25 protein-coding genes are annotated in these 21,059 nt (G+C 65.0%); 7 read left to right on the top strand and 18 right to left on the bottom strand.

The annotated features are described in order from the left end of the window. Positions 1-159 precede the first annotated feature (159 nt). On the bottom strand, positions 160-570 hold the full coding sequence (locus A985_RS0109975; RefSeq protein ID WP_017233265.1) for a copper resistance protein CopC: 411 nt from the start codon (positions 568-570) through the stop codon (positions 160-162). Between the two features lie 435 nt (positions 571-1,005). Here A985_RS0109975 and A985_RS0109970 point away from each other — a divergent pair, with 435 nt between their 5' ends. Then, on the top strand, positions 1,006-2,256 hold the full coding sequence (locus tag A985_RS0109970) for a GTP-binding protein (RefSeq protein ID WP_017233264.1): 1,251 nt from the start codon (positions 1,006-1,008) through the stop codon (positions 2,254-2,256). Between the two features lie 117 nt (positions 2,257-2,373). Here A985_RS0109970 and A985_RS0109965 read toward each other — a convergent pair whose 3' ends face one another. The 10 genes from A985_RS0109965 to A985_RS0109920 all read right to left on the bottom strand — a co-directional run bounded on the left by A985_RS0109965 (position 2,374) and on the right by A985_RS0109920 (position 9,899). Beyond that, positions 2,374-3,252, bottom strand: a complete 879-nt coding sequence (locus A985_RS0109965; protein WP_039830157.1) for a FoF1 ATP synthase subunit gamma — start codon at positions 3,250-3,252, stop codon at positions 2,374-2,376. Between the two features lie 7 nt (positions 3,253-3,259). Further along, positions 3,260-4,837 carry a F0F1 ATP synthase subunit alpha gene (locus A985_RS0109960; RefSeq protein WP_017233262.1) on the bottom strand — a complete coding sequence of 526 codons (1,578 nt, stop codon included), beginning with the start codon at positions 4,835-4,837 and terminating at the stop codon, positions 3,260-3,262. Further along, entirely contained in the window at positions 4,800-5,546 is a 747-nt protein-coding gene (locus A985_RS0109955) for a hypothetical protein (RefSeq protein ID WP_017233261.1), read from the bottom strand. Before A985_RS0109955 ends, A985_RS0109960 begins: the two co-directional genes overlap by 38 nt. An 8-nt stretch (positions 5,547-5,554) precedes the next feature. Next, entirely contained in the window at positions 5,555-5,800 is a 246-nt protein-coding gene (locus tag A985_RS0109950; protein ID WP_017233260.1) for a F0F1 ATP synthase subunit C, read from the bottom strand. Continuing rightward, positions 5,797-6,495, bottom strand: a complete 699-nt coding sequence (locus tag A985_RS0109945) for a F0F1 ATP synthase subunit A (RefSeq protein WP_017233259.1) — start codon at positions 6,493-6,495, stop codon at positions 5,797-5,799. Before A985_RS0109945 ends, A985_RS0109950 begins: the two co-directional genes overlap by 4 nt. Then, the gene (locus tag A985_RS0109940) at positions 6,492-6,785 is read right to left on the bottom strand and encodes an ATP synthase subunit I (RefSeq protein ID WP_017233258.1); all 294 of its coding nucleotides are present in this window, start codon (positions 6,783-6,785) and stop codon (positions 6,492-6,494) included. The genes A985_RS0109945 and A985_RS0109940 overlap by 4 nt, the downstream gene beginning before the upstream one ends. Next, positions 6,778-7,101: an AtpZ/AtpI family protein gene (locus A985_RS0109935; protein WP_017233257.1), complete on the bottom strand. Its 324-nt coding sequence runs from the start codon at positions 7,099-7,101 to the stop codon at positions 6,778-6,780. The genes A985_RS0109940 and A985_RS0109935 overlap by 8 nt, the downstream gene beginning before the upstream one ends. Next, positions 7,098-7,529 (bottom strand): F0F1 ATP synthase subunit epsilon, encoded by a 432-nt coding sequence (locus A985_RS0109930; protein ID WP_017233256.1) that lies wholly within the window; start codon positions 7,527-7,529, stop codon positions 7,098-7,100. The genes A985_RS0109935 and A985_RS0109930 overlap by 4 nt, the downstream gene beginning before the upstream one ends. A 14-nt stretch (positions 7,530-7,543) precedes the next feature. Then, positions 7,544-8,956, bottom strand: a complete 1,413-nt coding sequence (atpD, locus tag A985_RS24970) for a F0F1 ATP synthase subunit beta (protein WP_083902258.1) — start codon at positions 8,954-8,956, stop codon at positions 7,544-7,546. Positions 8,957-9,179: 223 nt separating this feature from the next. After that, positions 9,180-9,899, bottom strand: a complete 720-nt coding sequence (locus A985_RS0109920) for a pirin family protein (RefSeq protein WP_017233254.1) — start codon at positions 9,897-9,899, stop codon at positions 9,180-9,182. 376 nt (positions 9,900-10,275) lie between these two features. Here A985_RS0109920 and A985_RS0109915 point away from each other — a divergent pair, with 376 nt between their 5' ends. Beyond that, a complete protein-coding gene (locus A985_RS0109915; protein ID WP_017233253.1) occupies positions 10,276-11,145 on the top strand; it encodes a PhzF family phenazine biosynthesis protein in 870 nt (289 codons plus the stop codon). A 22-nt stretch (positions 11,146-11,167) separates the two neighbouring features. After that, a complete protein-coding gene (locus A985_RS0109910; protein WP_017233252.1) occupies positions 11,168-11,749 on the top strand; it encodes a YigZ family protein in 582 nt (193 codons plus the stop codon). A gap of 76 nt (positions 11,750-11,825) precedes the next feature. On the opposite strand, the gene A985_RS0109905 is transcribed toward A985_RS0109910, so the two are convergent. Beyond that, entirely contained in the window at positions 11,826-12,230 is a 405-nt protein-coding gene (locus A985_RS0109905; RefSeq protein WP_017233251.1) for a hypothetical protein, read from the bottom strand. A 168-nt stretch (positions 12,231-12,398) separates the two neighbouring features. Further along, positions 12,399-12,860 (bottom strand): hypothetical protein, encoded by a 462-nt coding sequence (locus A985_RS0109900; RefSeq protein ID WP_157211413.1) that lies wholly within the window; start codon positions 12,858-12,860, stop codon positions 12,399-12,401. Between the two features lie 660 nt (positions 12,861-13,520). On the opposite strand from A985_RS0109900, the gene A985_RS0109895 reads away from it, so the two are divergent. The 4 genes from A985_RS0109895 (at position 13,521) to A985_RS0109880 (ending at position 17,233) form a co-directional block, all read left to right on the top strand. Then, entirely contained in the window at positions 13,521-14,030 is a 510-nt protein-coding gene (locus A985_RS0109895) for a hypothetical protein (protein WP_150562185.1), read from the top strand. 288 nt (positions 14,031-14,318) lie between these two features. Further along, positions 14,319-14,594: a hypothetical protein gene (locus tag A985_RS0109890; RefSeq protein ID WP_017233248.1), complete on the top strand. Its 276-nt coding sequence runs from the start codon at positions 14,319-14,321 to the stop codon at positions 14,592-14,594. Between the two features lie 463 nt (positions 14,595-15,057). After that, complete coding sequence (locus A985_RS0109885) at positions 15,058-16,098, top strand: porin (protein ID WP_017233247.1); 1,041 nt, start codon at positions 15,058-15,060, stop codon at positions 16,096-16,098. 286 nt (positions 16,099-16,384) lie between these two features. Further along, the gene (locus A985_RS0109880) at positions 16,385-17,233 is read left to right on the top strand and encodes a 3-hydroxybutyryl-CoA dehydrogenase (protein ID WP_017233246.1); all 849 of its coding nucleotides are present in this window, start codon (positions 16,385-16,387) and stop codon (positions 17,231-17,233) included. 338 nt (positions 17,234-17,571) lie between these two features. On the opposite strand, the gene A985_RS0109875 is transcribed toward A985_RS0109880, so the two are convergent. The 5 genes from A985_RS0109875 to A985_RS24960 form a co-directional block, all read right to left on the bottom strand. After that, on the bottom strand, positions 17,572-18,519 hold the full coding sequence (locus A985_RS0109875; RefSeq protein WP_017233245.1) for a nitronate monooxygenase family protein: 948 nt from the start codon (positions 18,517-18,519) through the stop codon (positions 17,572-17,574). A 370-nt stretch (positions 18,520-18,889) separates the two neighbouring features. Continuing rightward, positions 18,890-19,813 carry an MBL fold metallo-hydrolase gene (locus A985_RS0109870; protein ID WP_017233244.1) on the bottom strand — a complete coding sequence of 308 codons (924 nt, stop codon included), beginning with the start codon at positions 19,811-19,813 and terminating at the stop codon, positions 18,890-18,892. 43 nt (positions 19,814-19,856) lie between these two features. Continuing rightward, positions 19,857-20,288, bottom strand: coding sequence for a MaoC family dehydratase (locus A985_RS0109865; protein WP_017233243.1), 432 nt, complete (start codon positions 20,286-20,288; stop codon positions 19,857-19,859). A gap of 34 nt (positions 20,289-20,322) precedes the next feature. Continuing rightward, positions 20,323-20,565 (bottom strand): DUF1289 domain-containing protein, encoded by a 243-nt coding sequence (locus A985_RS27530; protein ID WP_083902257.1) that lies wholly within the window; start codon positions 20,563-20,565, stop codon positions 20,323-20,325. Between the two features lie 33 nt (positions 20,566-20,598). Beyond that, a partial coding sequence (locus A985_RS24960) for a YbaK/EbsC family protein (protein WP_232424581.1) occupies positions 20,599-21,059 on the bottom strand: 461 nt, incomplete at its 5' end.

Raw genomic sequence — 21,059 nt, 5'->3', positions numbered from 1 at the left:
CGAGGCCCGCCGCAAAGGCCGGCAGCACGCGCAGGGTGAGACCGCGCCGCACTGCGTGCGGACTGCGCAGCAGCAGCACGCCGAGGGCCAGTGCCAGCGCGAGGTCAAGCAGCCCCGCGGTGGCGGGCTGCCAAGTGCCGGCGGCCAGATCGGCCGACATCACTTCACGGAGAACTTGATGTTGCCTTGCGTGCGATGGCCGTCACTCGCGACGGCGACCCAATTCGCTTGATAGCGACCGGCGGCAAGCGCGGGAAGCGACAACGTGAGCGTTTTGCGCGAGGCGTCGAGTTCGGCCTTGGCCTGCGTGACCGGCTTGCCCTGGGCGTCGACGACGCCAAGCTTCGAGAGCGCGCCTTCGAGCGTCGAGTCGAACGTTACGCGCACGGCCTTCGGCGCCGCGACACTCGCCTGCGCGGCCGGATCGCTCGAGACGACGTGCGCATGGGCCCACGCTCCCTGCGCGAGCCCGGTCAGGCCGACCACGGCCGCCAGTGTGAGTCCGTGCGTCGCGCGACGCAGGAAGCCAGTGGCACGAGGAGCATGGGAAGCGTTCTTGGAAATGCGCATATCGAGTGGGCTAACGAGTTGGGTAATGATTTGAATACGCCGCGAAGACATTAGGGTGGCGGTGTTCGCAGGCGAGCGGTAGGGCAGAACGCGCTCGCCCCGCGTTGGCGACGCGCTCGCGTTGTCCAGCGCGCAGGCGCGCTCAACGCCGCTCGCGCAGTATCGCAGACCTTGCAGACCGACGCAGCCATCTGCGGGTTCCCAGGGGGCGCGTCTCGCGCGCCAATGTGTCGCGCAGATTGCATCGACGCATGCTTGTCATTTTGCAACTGAGTTGCAAAATGACATTGCCCTTAGTATCATCGCGTCATGTTGCAACTTGGTTGCATTAATCCGGCCGCGTACCGCGCGGCGTCGGGGACGGGCGGGCGTGACGCGCGCCATGGGACGTCCGCACGCCGTGCCGGCCTCACAAGATCACAGGACTTTGCTGCCATGACGATTCCTTCCGAGGCATTCGGCGACGCCGACCGTCGCCTGCCCGTCACCGTGCTGTCCGGCTTTCTCGGCGCCGGCAAGACCACGCTACTCAACCATGTGCTGCGCAATCGCGACGGGCTGCGTGTGGCGGTGCTCGTCAACGACATGAGCGAGGTGAACATCGATGCGTCGTTCGTGGAGCGCGGTGCGGCCAAGGCGGGCGCGGCGCTCTCGCGCACGCAGGAGCGTCTCGTCGAGATGAGCAACGGCTGCATCTGTTGTACGTTGCGCGAGGATTTGCTGATCGCGGTGCGCGATCTGGCGCAGGAGGGGCGCTTCGATTACCTGCTCATCGAGTCGACGGGTATTGCCGAGCCGATGCCGGTGGCCGCGACGTTTGAATTTCGCGATGAGGCGGGCAAATCGCTCGCCGACATCGCTCGTCTCGACACGATGGTAACGGTCGTCGACGCCCTCCATGTGCTGGAAGACTTCCACAGTGTCGACACGCTCTCGCAGCGCGGCGAGGTGGCCGGTGAGGAGGATGAGCGACGTCTGGCCGAACTGCTGACCGAGCAGATCGAGTTTGCGGATGTGGTGGTCGTGAGCAAGGGGGATCGCGTGGACGCGGCGCGGCTCGACGCCGTCAAGGCGCTGATCGCCGGTCTCAATCCGTCGGCCCGCATCGTGCTGGGCGAGCACGGACAGGTACCGCTCGCCGACGTACTGGGCACGGGACTTTTCGATCCCGAGCGGGCAGAGCGAATGGCCGGCTGGGCGCAGGCGCTCGAAGGCGAGCCTGTGTCAGAGGCCGACACCTACGGGGTGACGAGCTTTGTGCTGCGTCGTCGTGCGCCGTTGCATCCGGCGCGCTTTGCATCGTTCATGTCGCAGCCATTCGACGGTCTGATCCGTGCGAAGGGCTATGTCTGGGCCGCAAGTCACCCGGCGTGGGCGCTCGCGTACTCGCGCGCGGGCAATACGGCGACGCTGGAGCCGATGGGGCAGTGGTGGGCGGCCGTGGATCAGGCCGTATGGCCGCCCGAGGGCGATCCGCAGCGCGCCGCCATCGAGACGAATTGGGAGGCGCCCTGGGGTGACCGCATCAACGAAGTGGTGTTCATCGGACGCGGCATGGATCGTGATGTTATTGAAAAGGCGTTCGATGCGTGCTGTCTGAGCGTGGTGGAACGCTCGCTCGGCGATGGCGCCTGGCGCGACGACGCGCACGCGCTGCCGCTGTCCATCGAGGACGGGGACGCGTGAACCGGTGAGCCGGGCACCGACGCGCGGTTGGGCGCTCCTGGTGTTCACGAATGGAATGCTTGCCGAGATCACCGAGTTGCTGGATTGGCACGGAATCCAGCGTGTCCCCATCCCGCGCTACCGACGCTGCATGGGGGGCGAGGGTTGCGCATAGGCCCTGGCCGCCGACAACTCGGCGATTTCAGTGGTAATCGCGTCTTGCCGGACGATACGAGACTCGCGCGTGAGCGTCGAAAGCTGGTCCCTCACGTGATGACTCGCCGAGAGCATCGCCGCCAGGCGCGCTGCATTTTCCGACGCGAACGATTGCATCAGGCCTTCGCATAGCTCGAGGTACACATAGCGTTCGGTGAGCCCAGTCAGCAATACGTCGAGTGGAAGATTGACGAGCGGCGCCTGCCTGTGCGATGACAGTCGGAATCGCGCGAACTCGAACGGCACGAGCTGGCGAGTCACGATGCGTTCGTCGAGGGCAGGGCCGGGCGTCGCATGGACGAGCCAAAGCGCCGACGATGCATGATGGCGAAAACGCGAAAACACCGCATCGGCGATCTGTCCGGCCACCCGCATCGCGTCGTCCGCATGCGACGCCATCGGCACAGACAGCGCGTACGGCAATGCACGCTCTCGAGCCAGCATCGCGCCTCGCGTACCGACCACGAAGAGGTCGGCTGGCGCGTTCCCCTTCAGGCACTCGACCTTCGCGAGCAGATGCTCATTGAAGCCGCCAACGAAACCCTGCTCTGTGCACACGACGATCAGAATGCGGGTGCCGGTTTCCGCCGTTCCGGGATCGGTCGCGTCGTCTGAAGGCACGGCCGCCAGCACCCTGCCGATGGCATCGCCGACGATGGCTGCGCTCGAGCGAATACCGGCAAGCCGAGCCTGCGCCTCACGCTCGCGCGCTGCCGCAATGCCACGCATCGCACCAATCACCGCTTCGAGTTGCGTCGCTGACGCGGCGCGGCGCTCAATTTCACTGAGCTTGCTGGTCATCGCGATATCACCGCCCGGTACTCCCATTGACGTGCTCATGCACGGCCCGTTCGACAAGCGTGCGGATCCGCTCGACCTGATGCTTGCGCTGTGCGTCGTCGAGCGCGGACAACGGCCACGCCTCAGCGGCCGCATCGCGAGCCGCCTCGTCCGCGCGCTTCAGTTTGTCGCGAACCCAGGCGGTGACGTCGCGCGAGATGCCGTCGAAGACACCCTCATCCAGGGCCGCGAGCAACGCAATCTGGTCGGTCACGCGCAATGCGCTGAAGCGCGGTTGTGTGATCAGCGCACGGATCCGCCTGCCCCGCTCGATTTTCGCGTTGACGCGCGCGTCAGCAAGACCGCCGAAATGGCTAAACATTTCGAGTTCGAGAAACTGCGCGTAGTCGAGCCGCAAACGGCCCGCGACATCGCGCAGTGCCGCGCGCTGCGCCTTGCCACCGACGCGGCTCACGCTCAATCCGACATCCACTGCGGGCCGTTGATTCGCGGCAAAAAGCGCAGCGTCAAGCACGATTTGTCCATCCGTGATCGAAATCAGGTTCGTCGGGATATACGCCGACAGATTGCCAGCGTGCGTCTCGGCGATCGGCAGCGCGGTCAGCGAGCCGCCGCCGAGCGCTGCCGACAACCTGGCCGCGCGTTCGAGCAGGCGCGCGTGCAGGTAGAAAATATCGCCGGGATACGCCTCGCGCCCGGGCGGCTCGCGCGTGAGCAACGCAAGCTCGCGATGCGTTGCCGCGTGCTTTGTCAAATCGTCGATCACGATCAACGCGTCCTGGCCGCGATCGCGAAAGAACTCGGCAATCGAAAAGCCCGCAAACGGCGCGATCCATTGCAGCCCGGGCGGCGTTGCCGCAGATGCCACGACGAAAATACAGCGCTCGGGCGCGCCGTGCTCGCGCACGGCATCGATGGCGCGCTGCACCGCCGTGGAGCGTTGCCCGACCGCGACATACACGCAAATTACGTCGCTATGCTTCTGATTGACGACTGCATCGATGGCAAGGGAGGTCTTGCCAGTTGCGCGGTCTCCGATGATCAGCTCACGTTGGCCGCGTCCGATGGCAAAGAGCGCATCGACGACCAGTACACCTGTCTCGAGCGGCTCATGCACGACGTCGCGCTCGATGATTGCGGGCGCCGGGCGTTCCACGGGCAGGCGCGCTTCGCATTTGGGCGGATCGCCTGCGTCCAGCGGTCTGCCAAGCGGATCGACGACGCGTCCGAGCAGCGCATCGCCAACGGGTACGTGAAGCACGCGTCCGGTACGAACGACATGCATCCCGGCCCGCACTGGCGTGTCGCCGTCGAGTAGCACAATGCTGGCGGTGGTGTCGTCGAGTGAATGAATGAATCCGCGTGCGCCGCACTCGATCTCGACAACCTCGTCAAGCGCCGCGTCGGGCAGGCCCGAGAGAAACGCAATGCCGTCGGCGATCAGCTCGATGCGCCCGATGCTGGCGGCACTCGGTTCGGGAGTGAGGCGCGCGAGCGCGGCACGCTGGCGGGCGAGCCACCCGTCGGCCGCCGGGTCGTCGTTGACATCAGCGTTGGCGGCCGTCATCGCGAAGCAACCCGTCATGAATCTGTGCCAACCGATCTCGCCAACTATTGCGGACTACGCCGTGCGTGCCCGACAACTCAAGTCCTGCGATCAGCGCTCGATCAACCTCGGTAGTGAATTCGACGCGGCGCCCGAGCGCGGTGGCGAGCGCTGCGGCGCACGCCGCACGTTCATCCATCGTCAATGCGCGCGGCGCTGTGAGCCGCAGTGACGCGTCCTCGGCCATTTCTGCGCGCGCGGCCGGCGACAGCAGGTGAACGCCATTCGCCAGTCCGGCGATGAACGCCGTCACGCGCATGCCATCGGGCAGTTGATCAAGCAACTTCGCGGCAATGTCGACGGCGAGCTGCAGCTTTTCCGCCGCCGCCGCGTCGGCCTGCGACGCCCGCTCGCGCGCGATTTCCGCCGCAGCCTGGGCGCGAAGCCGAGACGCGTCTTCCTGCGCCGCGGCGAGCAGCGCCGCGCGCTGCGCTTGCGCTTCGCTCTCGACGTGCGCGAGCGTCTGTGCTCGCTGTGCGGCAAGTTGCTCGCGTTCGGCCTGCGCTGCATCGCGCTCGGCCTGCGCCGCGAGCTTTGCGGCCTTCGCGTCGCTCATCAATGCATTGGCACTGGCCTGACGCTCGGCCATGATCTTCGCGACCGGACGGAACAAAAAGCGCGCGAGCAGCCACACCAGAATGAGCGCGTTGATCGTTTGCAGTGCCAGCGTCGACCAGTCGAGTTTCATCGCGCGCTCTATTTCACGAATGGGTTCGCAAACAACAGCAGCAAGGCGACGACAAGGCAATAAATCGCCATGGTCTCGATCATGGCAAGCCCGACGAACAGTGTGCGCGATAACGTGCCCGCCGCATCAGGCTGGCGGGCGATGGCATCCATTGCGGCTGCGACCGCACGGCCCTCGGCAAGCGCAGGACCGATCGCGCCGAACGACACGGCCAGTGCCGCCGCGACGATGCTGAAGATTTCAATGAGGCTCATGTCTGTCCTTTAGGCTTGTCGTGAACGGAAACGCCTGACTTGCCGACGGCCGCGCCGATGAAGACCATCGCGAGCACCGCGAAAATGTATGCCTGAACCGCGCCGGTCAGCAGGTCGAGCGCCATGAGCGGAATGGGCACGAGCAGCCCGGCGAGCGACAGCACGATGCCGACCACGAAAACGCCGCTCATCACGTTGCCAAACAGGCGAACCACGAGCGAGAACGTTCGGGTGACTTGCTCGACGACGTTCAACGGAATCATCACCCACGCCGGTTCGGCGAAGGTGGCAAGGTAGCCGCGAATGCCACGCGTGCGCACGCCGGACACGAGCGTCGCGGCAAGCACGAGCAGCGCGAGCGCGGCGTCGGTTTCCAGATGCGCGGTCGGCGGTTCAACCCCCGGAATGAGCGACGACCAGTTTGCGATCAAGACGAACAGGAACAAGGTGCCGATGAGCGAACGGTACGGCGCGGGGTCGGTCTGCATCGTCGCGCGAATCTCAGTGTCGAGCGTGCCGACCAGCAGTTCGAGCGCGGTTTGCACGCGCGACGGCATGACGGACAGCTTGCGGGTCAGCAGCAGCGAGGCGCCCGCCATCGCGGCCATGATCGCCCACGTCACCACCACGGGCGCCGTGACGATCAGAGGTCCCGCTCGTAGCAGCGGCTCCGCGATGAATGGCGCGTGAATCACGGTGCCACCCCCCGGCTTCGCAGCGCGACGCCACGCGCCCAGAGAAAGCCGCCGGTCCCGCCTAACAGGGCGAGCGCTCCCATTCTCGACAGCCCTACGAACACCGCGCCGGTGAGTGCGAGGCGCGCCAACTGTATCCCCAGCGCATGCGTCACGCGGCCTCGTGCGAAGCCCTCCACGGCCCAGTGCAGCGACGTGAAATGCAGCGCGCCAGCCAGCCGCCCCAACGCGACCCCGGCGGTCGCGAGCATGATGGTGTTGCCCCACGGCCATAGGTTCAGGTCAATCATGATCTCTCCTCTGCTGCCGATGCATCCAGCGCCATGCGGACCATAGGCCGATGGCCGCGCCGATCATCACCAGAGGTGCCGCAAAAAGTACCCGCGTGCCGGCAATGCGGTCCAGCCAATGCCCGAGCGCAAGGCAGAGCAGTATCGGTAGAACGATCGTCCAGCCGAGAATCCCAATCTGTCCGAGCCGCACGCCAAGCGACGGCTCCGGGTTTGCGCGCGCGATCTGCTCGTGGCTCGCAGCGCGCTTCGCCGCTTGCGCGACGCGATCGCCGTCTTTCCCCTCGGTGTCTCCCGTAGGTGGCCAGGATGTCATTGCGCGGCTCCCTGCTTGGGCGGAGGCCGGAGATAGCGCAGCATCTGACGTACTGCCTGCGCATGCAGCCGTGTCTGCTCGACGCGCGCGCGCCGCATCGCGTCGAGTTGCGCGGCGCGCGCGCGGCGCACTTCCGCTTCGAGCTGATCGAGCGAAGTCCCCGAAATGGCTTCACGGCACGCAAGCGAAACGTCGGTGCCGCCCGACACGACCAGCACACCGCCGTCGATCGCGCAGTAATGCTCGCTGCCATCTTCCCCACGCCAGCGCACGACGGAGGCACTCAACAGCGTGACAAGATCCGCGTGTCCGGCGTGGACGCCAAAGGCCCCACTGTCGTCCTCGGCACGTATGGACGAGACCGCCAGTCGGTCGACGACGATTTGGGATGGCGTGGTGATTGTCAGCGTGAAGCAACGCGCTGTCATGGCGAGGCCTCCTCTCACGTAGCGCCGGCCGTCGCCGTTTTGCTGCGCGCTTCCTTCGCGCGTGCCTCGTCCAGCGTTCCGACCATATATAAGGAACTCTCCTGCCAGTCGTCACACTCGCCCGCCAGAATCGCCTTGCTGCCGGCGATCGTGTCCGCGAGCGCGACCGATCGGCCGGGCTGGCCCGAGAAGGCTTCGGTGACCGTGAACGGCTGCGTAAGAAATCGTTGCAATCGGCGCGCGCGTTGCACGGCACGACGATCGTCGATGCCGAGTTCCTCGATGCCGAGCAACGCCACGACGTCCTGCAGTTCGCGCTGATGTTCGATCACACGCCGAACCTCGTTGGCGACCGCCGCGTGCGTCTCACCCACGACGAGCGGATCGAGCAGGATCGACGACGACGCGATCGGATCGATCGCGGGGTACATGCCCTCGGCGGCGAGCGAGCGCGACAAGACGATCATGCTGTCGACGTGCGATGCGAGCGTCGTCACGGCAGGGTCGGTGAAGTCGTCGGCGGGGACGTAGACCGCTTCAATCGCCGTGACTGCCGCATTGCCCACCGACACAATCCGCTCCTGTAAGGCCGCAACTTCGCTCGCGAGGGTCGGCTGATAGCCGACTCTCGAAGGCATGCGTCCGAGCAGCCCCGAGACCTCGGCGCCCGCCTGCACGAAGCGAAAGATGTTGTCCATCAGCAGCAGTACGTTCTGGCCGCGATCGTCACGAAAATACTCGGCGATCGTGACCGCGGTGAGCGGCACACGCCAGCGGGCACCGGGCGGCTCGTTCATCTGCCCATAGACGAGGACCGCGCGCGGCAACACGCCGGAGCCGCGCATGTCCGCCAGCATTTCGTGCCCTTCGCGCGAGCGCTCTCCGACGCCGGCGAACACGGACATTCCGCCATACTGCGCGGCCATCACGTGAATCAGTTCCATCACGAGCACGGTCTTGCCGACGCCGGCGCCCCCGAACATGGCCGCCTTGCCGCCATGCGCGAGCGGGGCCAGCAAATCGACGATCTTGATTCCCGTCTCGAACAGGCGCGTCGTGCCGCGCTGTGATGACAGGGGCGGCGGCGCGCGATGGATGGGTCGGCGCTCGATGGCTTCGGACAAAGGCTCACCGCCGTCGCGCGTCGTGCCGGCGACGTCGAGCAACCTGCCCAGCACGGCGTCTCCTACGGGCACGTCGATGGGCTTTCCGGTGGCACGCACCGCCGCGCCACGCGCGAGACCTGCGCTCGCGTGCAACGCAAGCGCGCGTATCGTGCGCTCGCCGGTGTGTGACTGGACTTCCGCGAGGATCGGCGAGCCGCCTCGCAGGGTGATCCATAGCGCACTATCGACCGCGGGGAGGTCGCTCGTCTCGAACGCAACGTCAACGACCGCGCCACGCACCGCGCACACTCGTCCACACATCTGCGCCGTTGTTGGGCGAGTGGTCGTGTCCTGACTGGCGGTACTGGCGAGAATCGACACGGCGCGTTCCCCAAGATCGGATTTGCAATCTCTTCACAATAGTGGCACGCCGAAGAAGGGGGCTGATCCTGATCAAACGTTGCGGGCATCGTTGCCCATCTTGAACGCGTGACGCACCGCAAGGCGAGAAAGCCGCCGTACGGTGCGTCTGCGCTGCCGCGCGTTAGAAGTCAGGCGTTTCCACCGGGCGCAGGTCGAACACGAGCACTTCCGCGTCGTTGCCATGCGAGAGCGTGAGGGCGGTTTCGTTGCGCACGCGCACTCCATCGCCTTCCGCCAGCGCCACGCCGTTCAAGCTCACGCCACCGCGTGCAACATGCACATAGGCGTAGCGGTTCGGCGCAAGCGTGAGCGTGGCTGACTCGTCGCCGTCGAACAGACCGGCGTACACACGCGCATCCTGATGGATGTGCAGCGAGTTGTCGCTGCCATCCGGCGAGATGATCAGGCGCAGTCGGCCGCGCTTTTCTTCCGGCGTGAAGCGCTGTTGCTGATACTCGGGCGCAATGCCTGCCTGATTCGGCACGATCCAGATCTGCAGGAAGTGCACCGGCGAGGTGGGCGAGTGGTTGAACTCGCTGTGTGCCACGCCGCGTCCCGCGCTCATCAACTGCACGTCGCCCGGCTCGATCACCGACCCCGTGCCCATGGTGTCCTTGTGTTCGAGCGCGCCCTCGAGCACGTACGAAAAGATCTCCATGTCACGGTGCGGATGCTTGCCGAAGCCTTGCGCCGGCGCCACGCGGTCGTCGTTGATCACCAGCAGGTCGGAAAAGCCGACTTGCTTGGGATCGTAAAAATTCGCGAACGAGAACGTGTGGCGCGAGTTGAGCCAGCCATGGTTGGCAACGCCTCGGTCTGCAGCTTTTCTGATGTCCAGCATGATGGGCTCCTGTGTCTTCGTCGTTTCATTGAGAGGCTGGGTTGGCCTCGATGAATGTCATTTTAGAGTCCTGGCGAGAAACCACAATCCGCTTGATTGTGGAATAATTGTCGCGTTATAGGTGACAATTGAGGCCGATGACAATCGCCGATCTTCCGGGCGCGAGGTGGACGATTCTTAATGCGTGGGGTTCATACGACCGAAAGCGCGGGCGTTGGCGCGCGTGCCGGTGCGCGATGTGCGAGACTACGGACCTTCTTTCCCAAAGCTGGCCGGCCAATGCGCGAGCAGGCACGGCAGGCTGTTATCGGACACTTGTGCGCGCATGGCTTGAGGGCCGTGCAGTCGTCCGACCCGCCCCCACTGGAGATTCGTCATGAGCCGCACCTATGCATTTCGTATCGTCAACGTTTTCGCCGAGACGACCTTCGGAGGCAATCCGCTGTGCGTTTTCGAAGACGCGCGCGGGCTGAGCGACGACGAGATGGGCGCGTTGGCGCGACAGTTCAATCTGTCCGAGACGACGTTCATTCTGCCCTCCGAGACGGCCGATGCGCACGTGCGAATTTTCACGCCCGGTTACGAGATGCGTTTTGCCGGGCATCCCACGCTGGGGACGGCGCACGTGCTGCGTGCCATGCGCGCCCTGGGTGACCGCGTGACGCTGCAATTTGCCGCCGGCCTGGTGCCGGTTCAGGCGAGCGGCGATCACTGGACGCTCACGGCCCCGTCGTCGGGCGAGCCGAAGATCAAGCCTGCGAGCGAGGCCGATGCCGACATAGCGGCGCTGGTGCGGCTGGGGCGCGACGATCTCGCACAGTCGCCCCAATGGGTCGACACCGGGGCCGATCAACTACTGATTCCGCTGCGCGACGCCGACGCGGTCGCGCGGGCGCAACCCGACAGCGCGCGTCTGGAGCGCTGGCCGCTCTCGAGTCTGGAGCGTAAAACGGGTTACGTGTTTTCCATCGACGAGGAGACGGGCGGCGAGTTGCAGGTCACGGCCCGCTACTTCTTCACGACGCAGGGCGGCGGTGTGAGCGAGGACCCGGGCACGGGATCCGCTTGCGCCAACCTTGGCGGCTGGCTGATCGGACAAGGGTATCCGCTGCCGGTGCGCGCGCGCGTGTCGCAGGGCGACGCCATCGAGCGACCGTGCCGGTTGACGCTCGAAGTCACGGCGGATCGTCGGATCCTGGTGGGCGGCAACGTCATCGAACTCGCGCGCGGCGAGGTGCGCCTGTAAGGCGCCCGGGGACCATAGCCGTATGTATGCATTGGCAGCGCCGGTCGAGACCGAGCTGGACATCAAAAAGAGCCGGTTCATTGGCATCGTCATGCCGGTAACGTCGCGCGAGGCGGCCATGCGCGAACTCGGCGCGCTGCGCGTGCGTTATCCCAACGCCACGCATTATTGCTGGGTGTTGTTGTGCGAGGGCGCGTCGGGTTTCGACGACGATGGCGAGCCGGGCGGCACGGCGGCCAAGCCCATGTACAACGTGCTCATGCACAAGGGCCTGACGAATGTGCTGGCGGTCGTCGTGCGCTATTACGGCGGTATCAAACTGGGCGCGGGCGGCCTGACCCGTGCCTACGGGCAGGCGGTGAGCGAAGCGCTCAAGCTCGCCACGCTCACGGCGGTCGAGCCGACGACCGAGCCGCGCTACCGCTGCACCTTTGCCCACGAAGCGACGCTGCGCCGGTTGGCGGAGCGTCATGGCGCCGAGGTGCTCGACGCTGGCTACGATGACGCCGTCACGCTGCGGTTACGCCTGAAGGTGCGTGACGTGGCGGCGTTCGAAGCCGACGCGACGCAAGCCCTCAGCGGCGGCCTCAAGCGGAGCGATTGAGGCGATGAGACGGCCGGTCGTCGCGTGAGACGGCGCGCCGTGGCAGGACAGGGGGCCGGGGCGGCGAGGCGCGGCGTCAATGCTCGAAGAGGTGGAAGGCCTCGAAATGGTTTCGCCGTCGCGAGAGCGCCACGAGATTGACGATGCACACGAGCGCAACCAGCGCGAAGAGGGGCGCGGAGACTTCGATGGTGTCGCGCGCGAGCAGCGAGACGAGTGTCAACGCCACCATGATCGCCAGCATCGCACGATGCAGCCACGTCGCCAGCCGCAGATGCCGCTCGGATTGCGCCACGAGCACGACCAGCGAGACATAGAACGGGGCGGCGATCAGCGCCAGCACGCAAAGCGCGAGGAGCACGCCAAGCACGCTGGCGAGCAGTGCATGCCCGTCGGCGGCGCTCGATTGCACGCCGACGACCGTTGCCGCAGCGAGATAAAGCAGCATCAAACCATCCAGAACAATCGCGGTTCGGTTCATGACATCTCTCCGACGAAAAAGGTGCGGAGGTGAGATCGCCCCGCGCAAGGCGACGGGGTCCGGTTGCGGTTCAACAGTCAGATGAAGGTGCCGGTACTTGGCGGCAGGCCAGACTAGCCACGCAATGCGATAGCGCCGTGACAGCTGTCCGCGGTTTGGAAGTCGTCGTCAGCGGGGTGGTTTCGGTGTGGCCAACGAACGTGGCGTGTCGTCCGGGCCGTGCGCGTTGCCGGCCATCGGTGGCGCCAGGCCCAGCCAGACGGCGGCCGCGTCAATGCCTACCGGGTCCACCGTGGCTTGTATGCGGTAGATCGACACGTTGCCACTTTCGTCGGCACAGAACAGGTCGCGCTCCAGGTCCGCCACGATGTCGAGCCGTTGCTGACATCGGTAGAAGCCCAGTGGCGTGAGATCCTGCACCAGCGCGGCGAGGGTCTCGGGATAGAGATAGAGGCGGCGGGGCCAATGACCGTGCCGGGAGCGGAACGTGCCGAGGGCGCCGAGCACGTGGGCCAGCGTGCCGCCGTGACCGCGAACGCACTCCATCAGGCACGACGGGTCATGCGCCAGCGCAATGTCAGGGTCTGGCGTGCCGGGGCGAAGACGGCCGGGAAGGGTCGGGTGTCCCATGGTTCACCCCGCGTAACGCACGACCATGCGTGCGCGCGGCAAGCCAAGTATTGCCGATAACGTACAGGTATCCACAAACACTCCGTTGACTTCCCGAAGTTGCGTGCCCGGCGAATATTGGTCTAGTGATTTGATAGTTGCAGACGACTGCAACGGGCGAAATCCGCACTTTCGCCTAATCCGTCGGCATGAGGCGCCGACGATCCCGCGCCGGACGGCGGCAGGGAATAGGTGGCGCGCGACGACCCAATGAAAACCGGCGGACTGAGCCGCCGGTTGATGCCCCATCGGGGCGTCGCCAGCCGCGTGTACCGGCGCGGCATGGTATGGGCCAAGTAGACTTGGCACCGGAAGGCATTGCCGTCATGCACTGAACCGTTTCCAGTTCCCGGCCGCGCCCATGCAGTTTGACTGCCCCTTGAGTATAGGTCGCGCGCGGGTAAGCGAATCGACTTTTCGGATGAGGGGGCGCCAGGCGCGAACCGTTCGGTAGGCAAGCGCCCGAATTGACACAGGATTTCCCTCATGCCCACGGTTTCGTCCGCGCCGACTTTGGGGTCTAATGTCACCATTCACGACGTAATCGCAAGGCATGTGGCTTTCCGCATCGTCATCGCGCGATACGACGCCGGGCCCCAGTCGAACATTCCAATGATGGCAATGAATTCTCTACAACGATGGACCCTGCTTGCCTGCCTCTGTGCGGCGCAGTCGGCGATCGCCGCCGACCAGTGCGAGGGTATCCTCATGCTGGCCAAGAGCGCGCAGACCGGCTTTGACAACATCTCCGGCCCGCTTGCGGCCAAGAACGACCGCGGCGAAAGCTATCAGGCGACCTACTCGGTACCGGGCGGCGACTGCAAGGTATTCCGGGCAAAGGGTCTCGCACCGACTTACGAATGTGTCTGGGATTACCAGAAGATCACGCCGGCGGATCTGCGCCGCGAGGCGCAGGGATTCGCCACGCAGGTCTCGCGCTGCACCCGGGGCGTGACCACGCTGCGCACGACCACGACAAACGCTGCCGGTTTGCCCGCCGAATGGCAGAGCGCGAGCCGGAAGTATGCGCATCCGGTCAACTTCACCGTCACGGCACAGGACTTGATCACGTCGCGCGGCGAGCGCCTGCGAGAAATCTCGCTGTCCGTCGAAAAGCAGATCGAGAAGTAAGCGGTACGTTACCGTTGCCGAGGTTGAACACCGTCTCGCCATCGGCGGCTGGGCGGCGCGCCCAGTCCCGCCGAACGGGGCTGGCGATGCGTCTGGCGCCACCGTGATGCTGCCGTTACAAACGGTTGCAGACCGCGCCACGCGTTAACATCTTTTCGGTCGACGCTCATTCGACCGACCCGGTACAGTCATTCTTGAGGCGTATGGCGCACAGGCAACCCACCGGTGCCGTCCGCGTCTCGTGCCAACCGGCCCCACCTTAGGGCCGGGTGCGATGGCTGAACCCAAATGAGTGCCCGACTTCGTTACTGTTTCCTGTTGCTGCTTGTGTGTGCCTATCCTGCCTGGGCAGGGGGCGGGCGCGGGCGCGACATGCTGGATTTGAACAAGGCATCGCTGCGGGAAGACATCAGCCGCTTCAGCGCCGATCGCGGTCGCGGTCAGGCGGCCTATCCGAACTGGGCGGCCCCGGCGGAGCCGCGTGAGCGCCAATACTCGCCGCAAGGCGAGCCACGCGGGTCGCGCGGCGGTGGCGGTGGCGGTGGCGGCCGTCGCGGTCGCTGACGCTTGTTGCCGCGCGCGGTTCCGCGCCGGCGTTGCTGTCCCCGTTTCCCGTTTTTCCCCTCCCCTCCGATGTCCTCGGACGAACCAGGCGTTGCACATGTGCAACATCGGATACGCTCGCCCATTCCCAGCAACGTCTGCCAATCACGCGTCCCACGCCTCCATTATTTCCCGACATCACGGCGAATGTGAGCAATCGCTAACTTGCTGATGTAAGGGACATATCGATTTCGTTATACCGAGACTAACTTTGGCGCGGATGGTCGGCTGAATTTTGTCTCCCCACCATTTCCCGGCCACGTCGTGTGGTGCGTTTTTTCTCGACGTTTCGGCCTATCTGCGCATGGCGAGCCTGTGCGAGAATCACGGCCGTTTATCAGGGAGGCGCTTCGCCAGCGGGCGCCGGCCGCTCCCGTGCACACCGGGAACGGGCACACAAAAGACATAAACCAAGGAGAAGTGAATGAAGCGGAGCATGGCCAAGGGCATTGGCGGGGCACTCGTGTTGGGCGCATGCATGAGCGCGCCGGCGTTCGCACAATCGAACGTCACGCTGTACGGTCAGGTCGACGCCTGGATGGGCGCAGTCAAGAACCCGGGAAGCGATCGCGCCTGGACGCAGGGCGGCGGCGGCATGTCGACGTCGTACTGGGGCATGAAGGGCAATGAAGATCTCGGTGGCGGCCTGAAGGCCGTGTTCGTGTTGGAAGACTTCTTCCGTCCGCAGAACGGTCAATACGGCCGCTTCCAGGGCGACTCGATGTTCTCGCGCAACGCATACGTCGGTCTGTCGTCGGACACCGCCGGCACGGTCACTCTCGGCCGTCTCACCACGTCGTACTTCGTCTCGACCATCCTGTTCAACCCGTTCGTCGATTCGTACACCTTCAGTCCGATGGTGTTCCACACGTACATCGGCGTGGCCGGTCAGGGCATCGTGGGCGACTCCGGCTGGAACAACGCGGTGATGTACACGACGCCGAACTTCAAGGGGCTGTCGGGCAGCGTCTCGTATGCGTTCGGCAACAAGGCCGGTGAGACGGGGCAGAACAAGTGGAGCGCGTCGGCGTTGTACTTCAACGGTCCGTTTGCGGCGACCGTCGCTTACCAGCAGGTGAAGTTCGATTCGCAACCGGACGACCTCGCCGGCATGACGGGCTTTCGCAGCCAGCAGGCCGTGCAACTGGGGGCGACGTACGACCTGCACGTGGTGAAGTTGTTCGGTCAGTATCAGTACATCCGCAACAACATCGCCGGCGGCGGTGTGTCGGAGAACGGTGGCCAACTCGGCGTGTCGGTGCCGCTGGGCAACGGCAGCGTGCTCGCGTCGTATGCCTATACGAAGAGTTCTGGCGCGAGCAACGTCAACCGCAAGACGTGGGCGCTCGGCTATGACTACCCACTCTCGAAGCGCACGGATGTCTACGCCGCGTACATGAACGACAAGGTGAGCACGCTCTCGGGTGGCGATACCTTCGGCGGCGGCGTTCGCATGAAGTTCTGACATTCCCCGCGCACGCGGACTTTATGCGCGTGCCGAAGGAATCATCGAAGGGGGCAGACGCCGATTGGGCGCGTCTGCCCCCTTCGTTCGTCAGGTCGATCGCGATGTCATTGTTTGCGGATGTGGATGCCGACACCGACACGCCCGGCAGATCACACGCCCGCGTCAGCGTCGTTTCGCAGAGCGGTTTCATGTGTCACCGAATCCACGGGTCCGCGCTATGATTTGTGCACCGCGCAAGACGGTATTCCCGCCATCCCCCGAGCACAAACGGAGTAGAGACGACATGACGATTCAACACGTAGGCATCATTGGCGCAGGCACCATGGGCAACGGCATTGCACAGGCCTGTGCGGTGGCCGGGCTGCCGGTGACGATGGTCGATATCAGCGATGCCGCCGTACAGAAAGGCGTGGCGACGATTGCCGGCAGCCTCGATCGCCTGATCAAAAAAGACAAGCTCACGGCCGCCGACAAGCAAGCCGCACTGGCGCACATCACGACCTCAACCGACTACGCCTCGCTGGCCGACGCCGACATCGTGATCGAGGCGGCCACAGAGAACTTCGATCTGAAGGTCAAGATCCTCAAACAGCTCGAGGGCGCGACGAAGGACAGTGCGATTCTCGCGTCCAACACGTCGTCGATCTCGATCACTCAGCTTGCCGCCGTGGTCGCCAAGCCGACGCAATTCATCGGCATGCACTTCTTCAACCCGGTGCCGCTGATGGCGCTCGTGGAGATCATTCGCGGCTTGCAGACGAGCGACGAGACGCATGCGCGTGTCGATGCCCTCGCGCGCCGACTCGGCAAGTCGCCGATCACGGTGAAGAACGCGCCGGGCTTCGTCGTCAACCGGATCCTGGTGCCGATGATCAACGAGGCCTTCTTCGTGCTGGCCGAGCATCTGGCGTCGCCCGAAGAGATCGACGAAGGCATGAAGCTCGGCTGCAATCATCCGATCGGACCGTTGGCGCTCGCCGACATGATCGGTCTCGATGTTTGCCTGTCCGTGATGAACGTCTACTACGAATCATTTGCGGACTCGAAGTACCGTCCGTGCCCGTTGCTCAAGGAAATGGTCGCCGCCGGGTATCTCGGACGCAAGACCGGGCGCGGCGTATATACGTATTGACCGCCGGTCGAGCGGACGGCAGGCCGGCGCGAGTTACGCGCCGGCGCGTTGCCCGGGCGTCACGTGGTAATCGCCGGATTCACCGCCGAGGTACTGGCGACCGTTGGCCGTTATCCACTGATGCTGCTGTCCGCCCTGAATCGACTCTGGCGGCAATGATTGTTCGTATCCCTGAAGATATGCGCGCTCGCCTTCGATGCGAAATCCGTGAGCGGCGGCAAGCCATTCCGCGTCGACGGCCTGCGCATCGTCGATCTTCAGGCGTTGCTCAGCCGGCTCGTCGGACCGCGGCGCGCCGAGACCATAAGGCGCTTGGCGCTTGGCGCGAGCCTGCGCTCTCAGCAGGCCAGTCGTTTGCGCGTGTCCTCGTATTCCTGCTTCAGACGCGCGATGATTTCGGCCGTCGGACGAATATCGTCCATCAATCCCACCCCTTGACCCGCACCCCATATGTCCTTCCATGCCTTCGCCTTGGAGAAGTTCATGGCGCTCTTGTCGGCCGTGGGCAAGTCATCGGGATCGAGGCCGGCATTCAGTATGCTCTGTCGAATGTAGTTGCCGGACACACCGGTGAACAGGTTCGTGTAGATAATGTCGTTGGCACTCGCCTCGACGATCGCCTGCTTGTACGTGTCGCTGGCGTTGGCTTCCGACGAGGCGATGAACCGCGTGCCGATATAGGCGAGATCGGCGCCCATGGCCTGGGCAGCCAGGACCGAGCCGCCGTTGGCAATCGCGCCGGAGAGCACGATCGGGCCGTCGAAGATCTTGCGCACCTCGCCCACCAGAGCGAACGGCGAGAGCATGCCCGCGTGCCCGCCCGCCCCAGCGGCGACGAGGATCAGCCCATCCACACCGGCTTCGAGCGCCTTGTTCGCATGGCGCAGATTGATCACGTCGTGCAGTACGATGCCGCCGTAGCTGTGTACTGCGTCGAGCACCTCCTTGGGCGGCGCGCGCAAGCTCGTGATGAAGATCGGCACGCGATGCTCCACGCATACCCGCACGTCGTGTTCGAGGCGCTGGTTCGACTGATGCACGATCTGATTGACGGCGAGTGGACCCACGATGGCGTCCGGATTCGCCGCCTGATACGCGGCGAGTTCCTCGGTGATGCGAGAGAGCCAGTCTTCAAGAATTTGCGGCTCACGCGCGTTCAGCGCGGGGAACGAGCCGACGATCCCGGCCTTGCACTGTGCGAGCACCAGTTCCGGGTAGCTCACGATGAACATCGGCGACGCCACGACAGGCAGCGCCAGGTTTTGCAGAATCTTGGGAAGGGCCATGAAGTCTCCTCGGGCAGGACGTTCGGCGAACGACATCATTGCGTCGGCGCTCAATTCGCAGCGGGTTAATTTCGCGAACGATCGTTCGATTATAGGGGGAATCGTTCGTCGTCCGGTGAGCGGGCACTCGAAGAAAGCTTCGGTTCCGTGGAGGGAATTCGCGCGCGTATCAGGGAAAGTCCCCTTGGGGGACTAGGGCGTCGCGACTAGGATGAAAGCGCGTGCCAAGCGGCGTCAGCATCAAGACGCCACAGGACGGGCGCCGCGTTAGCGACCGCAACGTTCGTCCGGCACGTCACGTCCTCAAACGCCGCTTGCCGTGACTGGCAAGCGGCGTTGTTTTTTCAAAGATCTCGAAAGCCCGGTGCGCCTAGACGGCGTACAACGTATCCGTCTCACGCTCGTAGCGCACGGCGCCTGCTTTGGCGAGTTCCGCGACGAGGCGGTCGAGCAGGTCGGGCCAGGCCGACGGCGGCGCAAGCATCGCGGCCGCACTGCGCCAGGCTCGCGCGGTGTCGAGGGTGGCCTTGAGCACCGTGCCCGTCATCTCCGTCTCGGCCATGAGACGGAAGACGATCAGCACCTTGAGGGCGTTGCGCGCATTGCGTGCCGGATCGCTTTGCAGATAGTCGAGGCGTGCGCGCGCGGTGGCGAGTGCGCCGTCGATATCGCCGAACGGTTTGCCGTGTCCGGGAATGACCTGCGCCACATCGAGTTGCTCGATGAGATTGAGCACGGCGGCCTGTTCGGCGAACCCGGACTCGCCGTCGAGCTCCGGAAAGATCACGCCGAAGCCGCGTTCCCACAGCGCATCGCCGGAAATCAGGATGCCGTCGGTGGCGTTGTAGAGCATCAGCGCGTGCGGATCGTGGCCCGGGGCACCGAGAACGAGCCATTCGCGCTCGCCGAGCGTCATCGCGTCGCCGGGCGAGAGGGTGTCGTCGAAGGTGAAGCGCGCGCACTGCTGGCCCGTTGCTTCGAACGACAGACGCCGTGCATCCCAGTGGCGCACGGGGTCGGCATCGGCGGCGGGGACCCATGTACGGCAACCGTAGCGCGCTTGAAGTGCCGCGTTGCCGCCGCAATGATCGGAGTGCAGATGCGTGTTGACGAGCCGTTCGAGCGACTGGCCATGCGGCAGCGCGTGCGCGACGAGCGCGAGCGTCTGCTCGGCATGCGTGACGTAGCCGCTGTCGACGAGTGTTGGCGCGTCGCCGAGGAACAGGACATTGTTCGAGGAGAGCCAGCCGCGCTCGAACACGCGAAGCCCGGCGGGCAGGGCATGCGAGGTCATGGACGTAGGGGCATAAGAGGGAACACAGGGCGCTGGCGGCGTGTCACGCCGGCTTGGCGCTCACGAGGATCTTGGCCGTGGCGGCGATCACTGTCTCGCCGCGTTGATTGACGGCCTCGCCGTCGAGCGACACGATGTCGCCCGCGAGTTTGTCCTTCCACAGGCTGTCGGTCACGGTCCAGCGCACGGTGATGTCGTCGCCCGCGTGCACGGCGCGGCGCAACTTCATGTCGAATTCAAGCCCGAGCGGTTGGGCCGTTTTCGAATAGTGCGTGGCGAGCAGGGCGGCCAGATACGACATCTGCTGCGTGCCCGACGAGATCAGTCCGCCGAAGCGCAGGTCCGCGGCCGCGTAATCCGCGTCGTGGTGCAGTGGATTGAAGTCGTGTGCGAGCGCGGAAAATTCGCGGATCGAGTCAGGCGAAAAATGGTGGGTGGCGGCGAAGGTCTCACCAATGGCAACGATTTTTCCCATATGCGGTATTGAAAGCGTTATGCGTCGGGGCGCGTCATGCGTTGCCCGAGCCGGGGTCGTTGGCGATCACGCGGCGATACTGCACCGGCGGCGGTTCGTGTTCGACACGTCGTGCGGGCAACAGCGACCAGATGTGGCGCTTGTCGTCCTCGGCCATCGTCGACCATGCGGCAATTTCGTCGAGCGTGCGCCAGCAGCCAGAGCACCACCCCGTCGCTGGATTCATGCGGCAGATGTTGGTGCAGGGCGATGGCACAGGGGACGCGGGCAGGGTCATGATGGCCTTGGGGTGACGTAGGGAAGCGTTCGCTCAGTCGCGCAGCGCCACGTCGACGACGGGCGCGCCCGTCATCGCCACGAGCTGCATCGGCGTGAGGTTGAACACGGCATGCGGGTGCCCGGCGGCGGCCCACAGACTGGTGAGCTTGAGCAGGTCTTCGTCGATCAGCGTGAGCGGCGACACGACGTGCCCGATCGGGCTGACGCCACCAATTGAATAGCCTGTCTTCTCCTTGACGAAACGCGCATCGGCGCGGGCAAGGTCGCCGACCTGTGCCGCCACCTTCTTCTCGTCGACGCGATTGATGCCGCTCGCGATGACCAGCACCGGGGTGTCGTCGGCGGCGCGGCGAAAGAGGATCGACTTGGCGATCTGGGCCACATCGCACCCCAGGCCGGCAGCGGCCTCGGCCGAGGTCTTGCCGGTGCTCGGCAACAGCACGATCGGCTGGTCGTGGCCCAGGCCGGCAAGCAGCCGTGCAACGTGACGTG

This window comes from Pandoraea sp. B-6, assembly GCF_000282835.1.
Taxonomy (GTDB): Bacteria; Pseudomonadota; Gammaproteobacteria; order Burkholderiales; family Burkholderiaceae; genus Pandoraea; species Pandoraea cepalis.
The sequence above is the reverse complement of the archived record's forward strand: the minus strand, read 5'-3'. Positions and strand labels throughout refer to the sequence as shown.

Bases quoted from the DNA above. Each gene is read 5' to 3' on its own strand.
- A985_RS0109890 (WP_017233248.1), top strand. From the start codon at position 14,319: ATGAGTGCCCGACTTCGTTACTGTTTCCTGTTGCTGCTTGTGTGTGCC.
- A985_RS0109875 (WP_017233245.1), bottom strand. From the start codon at position 18,519: ATGGCCCTTCCCAAGATTCTGCAAAACCTGGCGCTGCCTGTCGTGGCG.
- A985_RS0109885 (WP_017233247.1), top strand. From the start codon at position 15,058: ATGAAGCGGAGCATGGCCAAGGGCATTGGCGGGGCACTCGTGTTGGGC.
- A985_RS0109900 (WP_157211413.1), bottom strand. From the start codon at position 12,860: ATGGGACACCCGACCCTTCCCGGCCGTCTTCGCCCCGGCACGCCAGAC.
- A985_RS0109930 (WP_017233256.1), bottom strand. From the start codon at position 7,529: ATGACAGCGCGTTGCTTCACGCTGACAATCACCACGCCATCCCAAATC.
- A985_RS0109975 (WP_017233265.1), bottom strand. From the start codon at position 570: ATGCGCATTTCCAAGAACGCTTCCCATGCTCCTCGTGCCACTGGCTTC.
- A985_RS0109905 (WP_017233251.1), bottom strand. From the start codon at position 12,230: ATGAACCGAACCGCGATTGTTCTGGATGGTTTGATGCTGCTTTATCTC.
- A985_RS0109955 (WP_017233261.1), bottom strand. From the start codon at position 5,546: ATGAAACTCGACTGGTCGACGCTGGCACTGCAAACGATCAACGCGCTC.
- A985_RS0109920 (WP_017233254.1), bottom strand. From the start codon at position 9,899: ATGCTGGACATCAGAAAAGCTGCAGACCGAGGCGTTGCCAACCATGGC.
- A985_RS0109870 (WP_017233244.1), bottom strand. From the start codon at position 19,813: ATGACCTCGCATGCCCTGCCCGCCGGGCTTCGCGTGTTCGAGCGCGGC.
- A985_RS0109960 (WP_017233262.1), bottom strand. From the start codon at position 4,837: ATGACGGGTTGCTTCGCGATGACGGCCGCCAACGCTGATGTCAACGAC.
- atpD (WP_083902258.1), bottom strand. From the start codon at position 8,956: ATGTGTGGACGAGTGTGCGCGGTGCGTGGCGCGGTCGTTGACGTTGCG.
- A985_RS0109895 (WP_150562185.1), top strand. From the start codon at position 13,521: ATGAATTCTCTACAACGATGGACCCTGCTTGCCTGCCTCTGTGCGGCG.
- A985_RS27530 (WP_083902257.1), bottom strand. From the start codon at position 20,565: ATGACCCTGCCCGCGTCCCCTGTGCCATCGCCCTGCACCAACATCTGC.
- A985_RS0109910 (WP_017233252.1), top strand. From the start codon at position 11,168: ATGTATGCATTGGCAGCGCCGGTCGAGACCGAGCTGGACATCAAAAAG.
- A985_RS0109970 (WP_017233264.1), top strand. From the start codon at position 1,006: ATGACGATTCCTTCCGAGGCATTCGGCGACGCCGACCGTCGCCTGCCC.
- A985_RS0109940 (WP_017233258.1), bottom strand. From the start codon at position 6,785: ATGATTGACCTGAACCTATGGCCGTGGGGCAACACCATCATGCTCGCG.
- A985_RS0109915 (WP_017233253.1), top strand. From the start codon at position 10,276: ATGAGCCGCACCTATGCATTTCGTATCGTCAACGTTTTCGCCGAGACG.
- A985_RS0109950 (WP_017233260.1), bottom strand. From the start codon at position 5,800: ATGAGCCTCATTGAAATCTTCAGCATCGTCGCGGCGGCACTGGCCGTG.
- A985_RS0109880 (WP_017233246.1), top strand. From the start codon at position 16,385: ATGACGATTCAACACGTAGGCATCATTGGCGCAGGCACCATGGGCAAC.
- A985_RS0109865 (WP_017233243.1), bottom strand. From the start codon at position 20,288: ATGGGAAAAATCGTTGCCATTGGTGAGACCTTCGCCGCCACCCACCAT.
- A985_RS0109935 (WP_017233257.1), bottom strand. From the start codon at position 7,101: ATGACATCCTGGCCACCTACGGGAGACACCGAGGGGAAAGACGGCGAT.
- A985_RS0109965 (WP_039830157.1), bottom strand. From the start codon at position 3,252: ATGACCAGCAAGCTCAGTGAAATTGAGCGCCGCGCCGCGTCAGCGACG.